This is a genomic window from Gracilibacillus xinjiangensis, assembly GCF_042651765.1.
Lineage (GTDB): Bacteria > Bacillota > Bacilli > Bacillales > Amphibacillaceae > Gracilibacillus > Gracilibacillus xinjiangensis.
In genome coordinates, this window is record NZ_JBHSDT010000004.1 from 392,527 (window position 1) to 406,460 (window position 13,934).

The 13,934-nt window shown below is 37.2% G+C and carries 15 protein-coding genes; 10 read left to right on the plus strand and 5 right to left on the minus strand.

Annotated features, from left to right (window positions below):
- Positions 1–275 precede the first annotated feature (275 nt).
- The 3 genes from ACFOY7_RS06120 to ACFOY7_RS06130 form a co-directional block, all read right to left on the minus strand.
- Entirely contained in the window at positions 276–542 is a 267-nt protein-coding gene (locus tag ACFOY7_RS06120; RefSeq protein WP_390250423.1) for a hypothetical protein, read from the minus strand.
- A gap of 93 nt (positions 543–635) precedes the next feature.
- Entirely contained in the window at positions 636–1,463 is an 828-nt protein-coding gene (locus ACFOY7_RS06125) for a DUF2268 domain-containing putative Zn-dependent protease (protein ID WP_390250425.1), read from the minus strand.
- Positions 1,460–2,167, minus strand: a complete 708-nt coding sequence (locus ACFOY7_RS06130) for a class I SAM-dependent methyltransferase (protein WP_390250427.1) — start codon at positions 2,165–2,167, stop codon at positions 1,460–1,462. The genes ACFOY7_RS06125 and ACFOY7_RS06130 overlap by 4 nt, the downstream gene beginning before the upstream one ends.
- Positions 2,168–2,285: 118 nt before the next feature.
- Here ACFOY7_RS06130 and ACFOY7_RS06135 point away from each other — a divergent pair, with 118 nt between their 5' ends.
- The 4 genes from ACFOY7_RS06135 (at position 2,286) to ACFOY7_RS06150 (ending at position 7,037) form a co-directional block, all read left to right on the plus strand.
- Positions 2,286–2,780 carry an Lrp/AsnC family transcriptional regulator gene (locus ACFOY7_RS06135; protein WP_390250429.1) on the plus strand — a complete coding sequence of 165 codons (495 nt, stop codon included), beginning with the start codon at positions 2,286–2,288 and terminating at the stop codon, positions 2,778–2,780.
- Positions 2,777–3,943 carry an aminotransferase gene (locus ACFOY7_RS06140; protein WP_390250431.1) on the plus strand — a complete coding sequence of 389 codons (1,167 nt, stop codon included), beginning with the start codon at positions 2,777–2,779 and terminating at the stop codon, positions 3,941–3,943. Before ACFOY7_RS06135 ends, ACFOY7_RS06140 begins: the two co-directional genes overlap by 4 nt.
- A gap of 203 nt (positions 3,944–4,146) precedes the next feature.
- Positions 4,147–5,307, plus strand: a complete 1,161-nt coding sequence (locus ACFOY7_RS06145) for a family 43 glycosylhydrolase (protein ID WP_390250433.1) — start codon at positions 4,147–4,149, stop codon at positions 5,305–5,307.
- Positions 5,308–5,681: 374 nt separating this feature from the next.
- Entirely contained in the window at positions 5,682–7,037 is a 1,356-nt protein-coding gene (locus ACFOY7_RS06150; RefSeq protein ID WP_390250435.1) for a VWA domain-containing protein, read from the plus strand.
- Between the two features lie 108 nt (positions 7,038–7,145).
- On the opposite strand, the gene ACFOY7_RS06155 is transcribed toward ACFOY7_RS06150, so the two are convergent.
- Positions 7,146–7,433, minus strand: a complete 288-nt coding sequence (locus tag ACFOY7_RS06155) for a HesB/YadR/YfhF family protein (RefSeq protein WP_390250437.1) — start codon at positions 7,431–7,433, stop codon at positions 7,146–7,148.
- Between the two features lie 203 nt (positions 7,434–7,636).
- Here ACFOY7_RS06155 and ACFOY7_RS06160 point away from each other — a divergent pair, with 203 nt between their 5' ends.
- Positions 7,637–7,963, plus strand: a complete 327-nt coding sequence (locus ACFOY7_RS06160) for a MerR family transcriptional regulator (protein WP_390250439.1) — start codon at positions 7,637–7,639, stop codon at positions 7,961–7,963.
- A 19-nt stretch (positions 7,964–7,982) separates the two neighbouring features.
- Here the strand turns inward: ACFOY7_RS06160 and ACFOY7_RS06165 are convergent, their stop codons facing one another.
- On the minus strand, positions 7,983–8,219 hold the full coding sequence (locus ACFOY7_RS06165; protein WP_390250441.1) for a Fur-regulated basic protein FbpA: 237 nt from the start codon (positions 8,217–8,219) through the stop codon (positions 7,983–7,985).
- 338 nt (positions 8,220–8,557) lie between these two features.
- On the opposite strand from ACFOY7_RS06165, the gene ACFOY7_RS06170 reads away from it, so the two are divergent.
- The 5 genes from ACFOY7_RS06170 to ACFOY7_RS06190 all read left to right on the plus strand — a co-directional run bounded on the left by ACFOY7_RS06170 (position 8,558) and on the right by ACFOY7_RS06190 (position 13,928).
- A complete protein-coding gene (locus ACFOY7_RS06170; RefSeq protein WP_390250443.1) occupies positions 8,558–9,370 on the plus strand; it encodes a glycosyltransferase family 2 protein in 813 nt (270 codons plus the stop codon).
- Positions 9,371–9,383: 13 nt separating this feature from the next.
- Positions 9,384–10,721, plus strand: coding sequence for an MATE family efflux transporter (locus tag ACFOY7_RS06175; protein WP_390252051.1), 1,338 nt, complete (start codon positions 9,384–9,386; stop codon positions 10,719–10,721).
- 9 nt (positions 10,722–10,730) lie between these two features.
- Complete coding sequence (locus ACFOY7_RS06180; RefSeq protein ID WP_390250445.1) at positions 10,731–11,714, plus strand: Gfo/Idh/MocA family protein; 984 nt, start codon at positions 10,731–10,733, stop codon at positions 11,712–11,714.
- Between the two features lie 58 nt (positions 11,715–11,772).
- Positions 11,773–12,573, plus strand: a complete 801-nt coding sequence (locus ACFOY7_RS06185) for a CAP domain-containing protein (RefSeq protein WP_390250447.1) — start codon at positions 11,773–11,775, stop codon at positions 12,571–12,573.
- A gap of 203 nt (positions 12,574–12,776) precedes the next feature.
- Positions 12,777–13,928, plus strand: coding sequence for an MFS transporter (locus ACFOY7_RS06190; RefSeq protein WP_390250449.1), 1,152 nt, complete (start codon positions 12,777–12,779; stop codon positions 13,926–13,928).
- The last annotated feature ends 6 nt before the right edge of the window (positions 13,929–13,934 follow it).

A 13,934-nucleotide genomic window follows, 5' to 3' on the forward strand; every position in this document is an offset into this window, starting at 1 on the left:
AACAACATCTATAAAAAAAGGAATGATACCATGAAGAATAATGATATAGAAGCATGTCCGAAGTGCGGTGGGAGTGAATTGGGAAAGGGTAAACAAAGTAGCTATAGTGTGATGTATCCAGAGGGGAAAATGAGCATTGGAAGCGATGTTATATACATCTTATGCACAGACTGTGGATATATTATTGAAAGCTATGTGAAAAAACCGCAGAAATTTAAAGGGACAATTCTTTAAAAGGGGGGAGTACCTGTTAGTAACTGGTACTCCCGCTGATCTTACCAAAAGAAAAATGGAAGAAAGGCAATGGTAGCAATAGCTCCTAATGCGATTCCGATTCCTAATCCTCTTCTGCCATAGTATCCTGGACCATAACCATAATATCCAATCCCGTAACCACCCATTTGATTTCCATCTAAAGGTGCTAAGAAAACTTTTGAGCGGTTAACATGGCGAATCACACCTTTGTGTACTTGCCCATCATTTGTTATTACTTTAACTGGCCGACCCATATTTTTACAACAAAAATCGTAGTGTCTTGACATAATGACATGCTCCTCTCTAACTCGTTTTACTGTCCACTATATGTTATGAGTAACCTTCGGATTGGGATGGACATATAGTCAGAGGCAAGTTCATCATTTTAACCAGTCATTGCTGTTAAATGCATCTCCATTGTCTATATATAGAATCTCTTTGATAGAAAAGGTTTTATCTTTAGTAAATTGCTGAATCAGATAATAGCCAATATGGTATCCGAGGTTTTGAGGAATGCCATGCATATTTCCGTACATGATTAAATCGTGTTTGGGTTGATTTCGCGTAACAGTTAAGTTTGGATAGACCCATTTTTCGATATACCACTTTGCTTCATCATAAGAGTAGTGTTTAATCCATTGATTCCCAAATTCTTCACCAAGAATACTTCTTACAACATATTCCGCTACACCTTCTAAAATAATCGCATCCAATAAAGTGTAGTCCGCTTCCGACTTTTTGAAGAAATTCAAGCGGCAGGTATGGCTGTATTCATGAAGAAATAATGCGGCAACTTGTTTTGCTTTTGCCTGATGGTTAATGAAAAGGAAAAGTTTCTTTGGATAGCTTAAACCAGTGCAGCCTGAGAATCTTTCGTTTAGCTCCTTGCTATGATAATTGGAAGGAAAGATAAATATATTGGCAGAAGGACCGCTCCAGGCTTTTCGATATTTTTTATAAAGCTTTTCAACTAATTGGTCGTACTTTCTTTGTAACCATTTGTTAATGATATGTTCATCACTTGGTGAAGGAGGAAATAAACCATGATGAAGTAAATGATTTTGAATAGATAGTGCATTTACCTCATCAAAGTATGCTTCAATCGGTTTACATAGAATATCCCTATGTTGTTTCATCTTGTCAGTCATATTAGAAAACGGACTGTCTAAGTAATTTTGTAACCATTTGCTTGTTGGCTGGACCGTCATTTGTCATCCCTGGCCTTTGATGCGATGAATAAGCAGGCATGCAAAGAGTCGCCATACTGCTGGTTTAATTGATAGTGTTTTCCCAAGGTTTCCAGCATCTGATCGGTCCATTGAATTTGTTTGTTTTCTGGAAGGCTGTCCTCATTATGTTTGCAAACCTTTTGGATCATAACTTTATTAAATCCAGTGTCTAATAAATACTTTAACCACTCAAATCGAGTGAAGAGTTGGGGTATGTCATAAAAGTTTTGAATAATTGTTTTATCTAGATTATCTAATTTTGGGTTTGCTGCCATCTCCAGCAATACAACTGTCCCATTTTTCATGAGGACTCGTGATACCTCTTTCAAGCTATTAGCTAGATTTGTAAATGCAAGAACAGACTCACAGATGACAAGATCAAATTGCTCATTTTCAAAAGGTAATGTTTCTGCATCAGCTTTTAATACATGTACAGCAGGAATCGCTTCTGTTTTTTGTTGGGCTTTTTTGATCATTTGCTGGTTTATATCTATACCAGTAATATTAGCTTTAGACTTCTCATGAATAGTAAGCAATGTTTCCCCAATTCCACAGCCAACTTCTAATATGTTTTTCTTATTTGTAACAGAAATCAGTTCCATCCATTTAGAGGTTGCCGTTTTCCCGCCTGGATGGGCATGACTCATCCCTAATTGATTTAATAATTCCATGTAACTTGGCACAAATCTAACCGTCCTTTCGCAAAAAAAGTGATGGTTTATATTTGGATTGAATTGTAGTAAGATTAAGTATAATTGTTATAAGTTAGTGTATACTCAATGTCTAAAGAAGGTGAATGGATTGGAACAAAAAGAGATAGAATTACTGAAGCTGTTAGAGAAGAACGGAAGACTCGATACAAATACTATAAGTAAAATGCTCGATGTAGCGCCGGAAACAGTAGAAGAAATGATTGCCAAGCTAGAGAAGGATCATGCAATTTTAGGTTATTCCACGTTAGTGGATTGGTCTAATGTCTATCAATATGAAGGGGTAGCTGCATTAATTGATGTAAAAGTAACCCCTGTCAGAGGAGTAGGTTTTGACAAAATTGCCTCAAGAATCTATCGTTTTCCTGAAGTGAAAGCAGTTTATTTAATGTCTGGAGCATATGATTTAAGTGTTTCCGTTGAAGGGAAAACAATGATGGAAGTAAGCAGGTTTGTATCAGAAAAATTGTCAACATTAGACACAGTAATCTCAACAACAACTCACTTCATCTTGAAAAAATATAAACATGACGGAATTATTTTTGATGATGACGATGATGATAAACGAATGATGGTGTCGCCATGAGCTCAAACTATTTAGCAAAACAAGTACAGGATTTAAAACCATCAGGAATCCGAAAGTTCTTTGATTTAGCTTCTAAAATGGAAAATGTCGTTTCACTAGGGGTGGGGGAGCCTGATTTTGTTACACCATGGAATGTAATTGAGGCAAGTTATCACTCACTAGAGCAGGGATATACTGCCTATACAGCAAATGCTGGATTATTAGAATTGCGAGAAGCAATCAGTGAATATCTAGAAGAATACTTCACTGTTTCCTATGATGCAGAGGACCAGGTTTTGGTGACCGTAGGGGCAAGTCAAGCAATTGATATTGCACTTAGAGCTCTTCTTAACCCTGGAGATGAAGTAATTGTTGTAGAGCCGTGTTTTGTGGCATACAGTTCTGCTGTCCTATTAGCAGGCGGGGTACCAGTTACTGTTAGTGCGACAGGTGACAATGCTTTTAAAGTTACGGCAGAACAAATCGAAGCAGCAATCACAGAAAGAACAAAAGCTATCGTCTTATGCAGCCCGAATAATCCAACAGGAGCAGTCTTAGATGCAAATGAATTAGCAGAAATTGCAGAAGTACTTTGCAAACATGATATTATTGCAATCTCTGATGAAATTTATGCAGAACTATCTTATGATGAAAAAGCAATAAGCTTATCAGCAATTGATGGAATGAAAGAACGGACAATACTCATTTCCGGTTTTTCGAAGTCCTTTGCGATGACAGGTTGGCGCCTGGGGTATGCCGCAGGTCCTGTAGATATTATCCAAGCAATGACAAAAATCCACCAATATACAATCATGTGTGCCCCGACGATGGCTCAGCATGGTGCATTAGAGGCACTTCGTAATGGCAGAGAGAGTGTAAATGATATGACAACGAGTTATCGTCAGCGTCGGAATTTTGTTGTAAAAGCATTAAATGAAATGGGCTTGAGTTGTCATTTGCCAGGTGGAGCATTTTACGTCTTCCCTTCTATAAAAGCGACAGGCATGACTTCGGAAGAGTTTGCTGAACAGCTTTTAGAAGAAGAAAGAGTCGCAGTTGTTCCCGGTAATGTGTTTGGTGATAGTGGAGAAGGGTATATTCGTTGTTCATACGCAACATCGATTAAACAGTTAGATGAAGCGATGAAACGAATGACCCGTTTTGTAGAAAAGCACATACAATAGATCGAAACCAGCAGTCTGAGAATTGACGGCTGGTTTTTTAAATGGAAAGAATCTATGAACTGTGGCGGTTTCATGCTTTAATGAGAAGAGAGAATCGGGTTCTTGTTAGGATAAGTTAAGTAGAAACGGCTATTAAATAATAGTTGTCAGTACAAGTTGGATTGTTTATAATATGGTTATAGAGAAGAGAGAGGATGGAAGGAATGGAGATTAAGCGTATTCATGATATAGAATTAACTGTTAGCAATGGGGAAAAGCCACAATTGCCTAACCACGTATTCGTAGATTTAAATAATAACATTACAGCACCGTTCGATGTAAAATGGGATTCACCAGCTGAAGATTTAGTAAATGTTACTGGCACATTTGAGATAGAAGGAAGCATTCAACACAAAGATTACCCTAAACCATTTATTGAACAACGTGCAGACCCATACTTATATAAACATACGGACGGGTATTATTACTTTATGGGATCTTACCCGCTATATGACCGTATCGTATTACGCCGTGCAAAGACAATTGATGAATTACCGCAGGCAGAGGAAAAGGTAATCTGGTGGAAACATGAGTCAGGGATTATGTCACAACACATTTGGGCACCTGAAATTCACTTTATTGATGGAAAGTGGTATGTTCATGTGGCCGCAGGAGATAAGGATGACATTTGGGCAATCCGCCCATATGTTTTGGAGTGCGATGCTGAGAATCCATTAGAAGGTGATTGGGTTGAAAAAGGACAAATAAATACTGAATTTCAAAGTTTTTCTCTAGATGCAACAACTTTTGAGCACAATGATAAGCGGTATTTAGTTTGGGCGCAAAAAGTAGAGAATGACACCATTTCCAACTTGTATATTGCAGAAATGGAGAATCCCTGGACAATAAAAAAACAAGTGTTCTTATCAACACCAGAGTATGATTGGGAAACAATTGGATTTGATGTGAATGAAGGGCCTGCAATGATCAAGAATGATAAGAAAATTTTTATCGCTTTTTCTGCTAGTGCTACAGATGAAAATTATGCAGTAGGTTTATTGTATGCAGACACTGATAGTGATTTGTTAAATCCAGATTCCTGGGAGAAAACAAAGGAACCTGTCATGGTATCAAATGATGCGAATAGTGAGTATGGGCCGGGACATAACAGTTTTTCTGTTGATGAAAATGGTTATGAAGTGATAGTATATCACGCAAGGCCGTACAAAGGATTTAATACAGAGAATCCCCTATACGATCATAACCGACATGCAAGAATTCAACGGTTATTCTGGACGAAAGAAGGTTTCCCATACTTTGGTGAACCTGGCTATACTTTAGACTTTTCTAATCATAAAGCAAAAGCGAAAATAACCGTTAAATAAAGAGGGGAAAAAGAGGTGTTTATAACATCTCTTTTTTTGTGTGTATTGAGATAAAAGCAAAAAGGTACATTGGCCATGAGGATAGGAGTAGTGAATGATTATAGAAGTATATATCAAAGTAAATTAAACTAATCCTTTTGCAATAATAAGAATGGATAGTTACGGACTTCCTGCCCATATCTCTCAAGTGTTTTTTTCCTTTAGTTAGTAAAAGAGACTTAAATTGGATTTTAAGAAAGAGCTTGTTAAGTGGAGCAATACAAAGAATACTTAGCACGTATTGATTGCTTAGCTGTATGAATGAAATTGTTTTAACGGCAAAATTGATTTATCATAAATCTGATTTGGAAATATGTAGGGAAGGAAAGTAAAAAATGAAAAATGTTCTATTCTCTTTAATTGCAGGATCATTAATTTTAGCTGGTTGTCAAGAAAAACAAGAAGAGGAAGTAATGATTAATGAAGAAAAAGAAAAGGAGAGTGTAGAGGCTTTCGCCGAGAGTCCATTTAGTTATTATGAATTAGAAGATCCAGCTCGTCCGCTTACCGAATTGGAAAAAGAACTGCTTCGTAAGCCTGGTGAGTTCAGTGGTGATAATTATGATGAAGAAGCAGTGCAAAAGGCGATAGATAAATTACCAGAAGATATGACAGCAGAACAATATTTACACGAGCTGGTATACCTCCTGGCTGAAGACTATCATGAAGAAATAAACACGTATGTAAATTTTGAGACAGGGATAGATGTTAATATTGCGCGACCGGACGAAACAGTAAATACTCCACAACTTAACACAGCTCATTATGCCATATTAATTGATGCAAGCAGCAGTATGCATGAAGTGATAGATGGGAAAAAGAAATGGGAATCAGCAAAAGAGGCTGTTACTACCTTTGCTGAAGCTCTTCCTGGTAATGCAACAGTGTCTATAAGAGTATATGGACATGAAGGTACGAGTGATTATGAAGATAAAGAGCTTTCCTGCACTAGTACAGAAAACATTTACAGTGGAAACTATGATTCGGAATCGTTTGAATCATCTTTAGCCAGAATATATCCTTCTGGGTACACTCCGATAGCTCTAGCACTACAGTCAAGTGAAGAGGATATACCGGAATCTGCAGAAGAAGTCGTTGTCTATGTTGTAAGCGATGGAATTGAAACATGTGGTGGTGACCCTGTTCAGGCAGCAAAGCAACTTGTGGATAAAGATATCCAAACGGTTGTTAATATAATAGGGTTTGATGTGGATAATGAAGGGGAACAGTTATTAAACGATGTCGCTGTTGCTGGGAATGGTGAATTTACTTATGTGGGATCAGACCGAGAATTGAAGAAATATATGCGGGAACAATATGAAGCTATTCAGCGAGCTTGGTATGAATGGAAAGAAGCGGGAAAATCCCAATCTTATGAATTAAAGCAAGAAAAAAAAGCATTAGCATATGAGACAAAAGAGCAAATGAAGGAAAAGTCAAGCAGGGAAAAAGAAAGATTGAAAGCAGCCCAACAATATTTAGAGGATCAATTTGAAGATTACGATCACCCTTCTCATGATGTTTTTAACCTGGTTATAGACTACTCACATGAAATATGGCAGTATGCTGTTGATACAGGTAATGAGTTATGGGGTGAGAGTGTAGATAACGGAAATGCTGAGTGGAGAGAGTATGTAGATGAAGGGAATAAGAAGATAAATGAGACGATTGATAAGAAAAATGCGCAATAAAAGTTTTGTTTTCTTTTTATCTATTAGTGTTAGCATTACGCCTAACTAATAAACACTAGGTTTTTTGAAAGTGGATAGTTCCAGGCTGATCTATCCACTTTTCTCAAACTACTTTATCACATATTCAATTTCATCAAATTTCCGGGAATATTTAATATGGAAATTTTTATTGTCAAAATACCATACGTCAGATTGTTCTACATAGAAAAGTATCCCTTCTTCTTTCACATTTAAACCGGGGTTATTAGGCTCGGATTTTTCTAAAGCAAGGGAAAATCCCTTGTGAACTCCGCAAAATCCCCCGTACCTTGCGAAAAAACGTATAGCATCATTTTCTTCTAAGTCTAGCTCGTTGATAAACCATTTAGCGGCTGGTTTAGTGATTGACATTTCCATATATTCTGTCTCCTTGTTTATAAATTGTTACTTCCAATATAACAGAATTTTCTTATTAGATTCCACTATTTATCCTTACATAGAAGGTCGGTCATAATGTTTGTAAGATTTTCTTACAAATCTTTATTTGTTATGAAAATATCAGTGTATACTTTTAAATAAGAGATTGAATGAAACGTCAGTATTCCTGGGTGGTGTTCTAATTGACCGAAAATTCTTCATACAAGACAAGAAAAGTAATTACTATTGGTGTCGTAAGTGAATTAACAGGTTTATCGGAAAGGCAGATTCGCTATTATGAAGAAAGGAAATTAGTATTTCCTGAAAGATCTGAGAAAGGAAATCGCAAATATTCATTTGCAGATGTAGAACTTTTAATCGATATTGCTAACAAACGTGAAGAGGGTGTGCAAACCTATGAAATAAGACAGGATATGCTTCGTGCAGAGAGGAAGAAAGAAAAGAAAATGCGTCGTGAACTTCTTCGTGGTGAAATTAACGCAAGATTCGGTATTCAAAAAGAACGGTAAAAAACGCAAAAAGAGAAGCCTAATGAAGACCAGGCTTCCCTTCTTCATGTTGGTATGGATTATATCTAGTAAACTTAAAGCTATTCGGATTTCTTTGCTCAAATTCGATACAAAATTTTTCATAATCATGGACTAATTCACTAATCGGCTTTTGATAAATTTCTGTGTCATCTGCCCTCACTTCTCCACTCGCTATAAGCTGTTCTATCAAAAAAACCTTTTGTTTTTCAACAGCTTCCCGTAAAAATGCCATCATTATCATCCTCCTTATCAATTTTCACTTTGCTAAGATAAGTATTACCAGAATTGTTATATGCTAAACAAATTAGCTGTATGTGCTTTGAATTCGAATTGTGATGGTATAGTTAGAATATTGTAATAAAAGTGAAGTATAAATCTTATTATTTTCAGGCACGATGGGTTTTATATATAATAGAGGTATGTTGCTTGATTGGTTGTTTGTTGTAGTGATAACTCTATTATATGCTTCCATTTTAACGATGTCATGGCGCATGTCAACAAAGTTTACATACATTTTATAGAAATTACATACTTTACACAATTATGTAACAAAGCAGAAAGAATGGTGAGTCAATGTTAGAACCTGTTGTTTCAGTTATTATACCTACATATAACCGCCCGGAGGCACTAGCTGAACTATTAGCTTCATTACATCAACAAACATTTCAAAACTTTGAGGTGATTATTGTAAATGACGCTGGACAAGATGTTTCTTCTATCGTTTCACTATATCCAGATTTGACAAGCAGGTTAATCAATTTAGAAGAGAATAGCCATCATGTCCGTGCAAGAAATACAGCACTTCCCTATGTGAAGGGGGAATGGATTATGTTAATGGATGACGATGATCTTATAACACCAACACACATTGAAATAATGCTTAAGGAAGCGCACGGATATGATCTCATTTATTCTGATGTCGAAATAGTGAATTACCGTAAAACAAAACAGGGGAGGGTTCCGGTATCACACCGGTTGTTCGCCTATGAACTGGATTTGAAAGCAATGCGGAAATTCTCTACCTATGTTCCTTCAGGTAGTATGTATCGGGCGTCTATTCATAAACAAATTGGTTTATTTGATGAAAATATGCGGAATTACTGGGATTGGGATTTCTTCTTAAGGGTTGCAGACGTTTATCGTGTGAAACGGGTTCCTGTAGCAAGTGTATTATATGATTTTTCTGACTCGGGAAATAATCAATCAAAGAATATGGATGGGATGCGGCGATATTTAGATAAATTATCAGAAAAACATCACTTAGGTTATCTTCCAGTAAAGAATTTCTTTTTATTATTAGAAGAACCTGGCGTGAAGGCAAGAGAAGCCTTTAGCAAACGTATCTGGGATGGTGTAATGCCCCCATCCCGTTATATTGGGGATTAATAAAGGAGGAACAATATTGCGACAACGAGATTTTACAAAAGGAAACATATGGCTTGATCTGTTTTATTTCTCCTCCCCGATTATGTTTGCTAATTTATTACAAGTTTCTTACCAATTTATTGATAGTTTATGGGTCGGGAATTTATTAGGGGCAGATGCATTAGGAGCAGTGGCGGTTTCAGGTACTGTGATTTTTACGGTACTTTCTTTTATTATTGGGATCAATAACACAACATTGACGGTTTTATCTCAGCAAAAAGGTAAAGGTAATGAAAAAGGTGTCGCAAGTTATGTTAATGCATTTATTGTTACATTGACAACATTGGCAGTTGTAATGGGGATTGTCGGGTTTATTTTTGCGACGCCTATCCTTAACCTTTTGGGAACACCTGAGCCAATGATGAATGGTGCAATAACATATTTGCGAATTAATGCAGTAGGGATTCTGTTTTTAGTTGGTTACAATTTTATTAGTACAGTTCTTCGTGCGGTAGGGGATAGCAAAACACCACTAAAATTTGTCGCAATCGCTGTTGTTTTAAATATTGTACTCGACCCTCTTTTGATTTCTCTCTTCCAAATGGGTATACAAGGTGCTGCGTGGGCTACAGTTTTATCACAAGGGTTCTCCTTTGTATATGGTGTCTTATATGTAATGAAAAAGCAGCTGGTTCCACTTAATTGGCCGAGGAAACCAAAATGGCATGAAGTAAAGCTAATATTAAAGCTCGGTATACCTTCTGGATTGCAAATGGCTGTGATTTCAGCAGGTTCTGCAGCAATTATGAGTGTTGTAACATCCCACGGTTCTGCTGTTGTGGCAGGCTATAGTGCTGCACAACGTTTGGATAGTTTATTTTTATTACCTGCACATGCGTTAAGTGCTACCGTGAATAGTATGGCAGGACAGAACATAGGTATAGGAAAATGGGGTCGTGTGAAGAAAATTGCTGCATATGCGACGATATATAATTCCGTGATTATGTTAATATTCGCTGGATTAATTGTGCTCTTAGCGGAATTTGGGGTCCGGTTATTTATCCAACAGGAGGCGGCAGTATCATTTGGTGCAAAGTATTTAATTATTGTTGCTTTCTTCTATCCATTTTTAGGCATTAACTTTGTTTTAAACGGGATTGTTCGCGCCTCAGGTGCTATGTATCAAGTACTTATCCTAAATATTCTTTCCTTTTGGATATTGCGTTATCCATTGTCCTATCTTTTCTCCGAATGGCTTGGTGAGGATGGTATTGCTTATGGAATTGGTGTAAGCTTTATGTTAAGCAGTATGATTGCATACTTATATTATCGTTTTGGTAAATGGCGTTCTAAGCAAATATTTAGGGAGTAGGTGAAAAGATTGGAAATAAAGATCGGCATAATTGGAACGGGATGGTTTACAAAGCATCATCTGAATATTCTGGCTAGATTTGAAGAAGTAGTGGTAGTAGGATTTGTGGGATCTAATAAGGAGAAAGCTGAGCACCATGCAGCAAGTTATCCGGGAACAAAAGGTTTTGGATCATTAGATGAAATGATAGCGGATGACCGGCCGGATGCTGTTTATATTTGTGTCCCGCCAATGGGACACGGCCATTATGAAAAGCTTTTAATTGAAGAAGGAATTCCTTTTTTTGTTGAGAAACCGTTAGGCAACGACATACAGACAGTGAAAGAAATTAATCAATTAGCTGAAGAGAGAAATCACTTGACTTCTGTCGGATATCAATTTCGTTACTCTGATACAGTGGAAAAATGGAAGCGCTATAACAAGCGGGTGAGAACCGGTATGGTCACAGCTGGATGGATGGGCTCCATGCCGCCAGTTTATTGGTGGAGGGACCAAAGTTCATCAGGTGGCCAATTCAATGAGCAAACAACACATCTGGTTGATTTAATTCGTTTTGTTTACGGTGAAGTGGTGTCAGTATATGCGAAAGAGACACAAAATGGTAATGCGAAAACAGATCGTTCTATTTCTGTAGCTGATGTTGGCTCCTACACTTTAACAATGGAAAGCGGACTAATTGTTCATGTTTCTAATACATCGGTATTGCCAGATGGAATTGGTGAGGTTGATATAAAAGCATATACTGATAAAGGGATATTAACATGGCAAATACAGAACTTTGAAGCATTGTTTGGAAATGAAAAAGAGTCCTTTACAGCTAAGAAAGATCCATATATTGAGGAAAACGCGGCATTTATTTATGCAGTGATAAATAAGGATAGTTCCAAAATTTTATCATCATATCAAGATGCATTTCAATCATTTAAGGTAGCAATGGCGGCAAGAAAATCGATCGAATCAGGAAGAGAAGTTCTGCTAACCGATATCGAATAAATTGTAACGATTTGTGCATAGTAAGGGATGAATCTTAGTAAAAATGGAGGTAACCTTAATGCACAATAGATTAATTTACTTTGCTATATTCTGTAGTTGTTTGTTGTTAGTTGCTTGTAATCAATCTTCAATGCCAGAAACGGAAGAAGAGAACATTGAACCTAATTATGTTAATTACCGTGGGGAACAAGGGGAGACTAACCAAGAAATAACAGGAGACTCCAGATTCAGAATTCCAGTAAATCCAGGCAGAGAACAAAATATATTTGAGAACAATCAATATGATGGTAATTTTGATTATGGAAATCCGAATCAGACGACAACCGAGCAAAATGAACAGAGACAACAAGACAGCTTAAGACCAGGTAACCAACAGCGAAATCAAAATGAGCAAAATTCACAAAATGACCAACAACAGGGCCAAAATATGACAGAACATTCACCAGGGCAAGATACGAACATAAACGGAGGACAAGGGCAAATTGATCAAGTGAAACGGCAAGTGATTAATTTAACCAATGAAGCGAGACAAGCAAATGGTGCAAGCCCTGTTCAACTGGATACAGAACTTGCAAGTGTTGCACAGAAGAAATCTGAGGATATGGCTCAAAATAATTACTTTTCCCATACATCGCCAACATATGGTTCGCCGTTTGATATGTTAAGAACATTCGGTGTCGATTATACGAAAGCATCAGAAAATATTGCTGCAGGACAGCGATCTGCAGAAGAAGTTGTGCAAGGATGGCTAAACAGTGAGGGTCATCGAAAAAACATGCTTGATCCGGCAGTCACACACATTGGTGTAGGTTATGATTCAGATGGGAATTACTGGACTCAAATGTTCATTAGTAAATAATTGGCTAAACCGAACAATATTGTTCGGTTTTTTTTGTGTGTTTATCTCCCTCGCTTTTGAGGAAAGAAAACAATACATAGCAGTACGAATGTATGTATTTCTAATAAAACTTAACCCTTTTCATTATGATGTTAACACCTTATAATTAGAAACTAGTTGTTACACGGAATAAATATACACCATAGAGGAAGGGAGCCGTTTTTGTGGCACAAGGCGAATCAACGATACCTTTGAAGATGTTGTTGTTTTACTTCCATGCAGCAAATACTGTAATTGTTACTTTCTTACCGTTATACTTACAATTCAGAGGACTAGACGGAACTGAAATTGGCTTGGTAATGGCAATAGGACCGTTTGTCTCTATATTCTCTCAACCTTTCTGGGGTTATATGAGTGATAAATCTCAATCAGTAAAACGGATTTTGATGCTCTGTTTAATCGGAGTATTAATAAGTAGTACGTTCTTTTTGCAAATGGCTACATTGCCTTTGTTATTAACATTAGGTGCTGCTTATTATTTCTTTGCGGCTCCAATTGGGGCATTAGGGGACAGTTTAGCGCAAAGACGAGCAGATCAATTACGGGTTTCGTTTGGCACCATAAGAACATGGGGGTCCATAGGTTTTGCTACCTCTTCTATAATTATCGGTCAAGTACTTGCAATGACAGGTATTCAGTATATGGTCTGGCCTTATTTAGTTTTAGCAGGTGCTGCATTTCTAACGAGTACAAGGTTGGTTGACGCTAATGTAAAAGCTCGACCTGTTCAAATTAGAGATATGGGGTCACTAATGAAAAAGAAACCCTTTATTATCTTTCTTGGGTTAATTCTTTTCATTACAACCACTCATCGTGCAAATGATAGTTTTATCGGGATTCATATTGCCAATCTAGGCGGTTCAGAGCAATTAGTAGGTTTCGCCTGGTTTGCAGGAGTAGCTAGTGAAGCACTTGTATTCGCTACTGCTGGTAAGTGGTTTCAAAAATTTCACCCATTACTATTTATTATAGGAGCAGGGTTGCTCTTTTCCATCCGCTGGTTTCTTTATGCAATTTTAGCAGATCCAGCGCTTATTGTAGGGTTGCAATTTTTACACGGTCTCACCTATGGAGTATTTTATCTTACCGCATTTTCCTATGTAACAAGTCTAATTCCGAAATTTCTCCAGGCAACGGGTCATTTGGTCTTTGTTTCTGTGGCGTTTGGTGTTACTGGTATAATTGGTTCATTAGTTGGCGGAATAATTATGGATAATTTGGGTGGAGAGAGTTTGTATACTTATATGGGTTCAACGTCGGCAACAGGAGTGATATTACTATTGCTATATCATATTCTCCCATATGGGAAATCATAAAAATCA

Coding starts and splice junctions, on each gene's coding strand:
- ACFOY7_RS06120 (WP_390250423.1), bottom strand. CDS start 542: ATGTCAAGACACTACGATTTTTGTTGTAAAAATATGGGTCGGCCAGTT.
- ACFOY7_RS06125 (WP_390250425.1), bottom strand. CDS start 1,463: ATGACGGTCCAGCCAACAAGCAAATGGTTACAAAATTACTTAGACAGT.
- ACFOY7_RS06140 (WP_390250431.1), top strand. CDS start 2,777: ATGAGCTCAAACTATTTAGCAAAACAAGTACAGGATTTAAAACCATCA.
- ACFOY7_RS06145 (WP_390250433.1), top strand. CDS start 4,147: ATGGAGATTAAGCGTATTCATGATATAGAATTAACTGTTAGCAATGGG.
- ACFOY7_RS06150 (WP_390250435.1), top strand. CDS start 5,682: ATGAAAAATGTTCTATTCTCTTTAATTGCAGGATCATTAATTTTAGCT.
- ACFOY7_RS06155 (WP_390250437.1), bottom strand. CDS start 7,433: ATGGAAATGTCAATCACTAAACCAGCCGCTAAATGGTTTATCAACGAG.
- ACFOY7_RS06165 (WP_390250441.1), bottom strand. CDS start 8,219: ATGATGGCATTTTTACGGGAAGCTGTTGAAAAACAAAAGGTTTTTTTG.
- ACFOY7_RS06170 (WP_390250443.1), top strand. CDS start 8,558: ATGTTAGAACCTGTTGTTTCAGTTATTATACCTACATATAACCGCCCG.
- ACFOY7_RS06185 (WP_390250447.1), top strand. CDS start 11,773: ATGCACAATAGATTAATTTACTTTGCTATATTCTGTAGTTGTTTGTTG.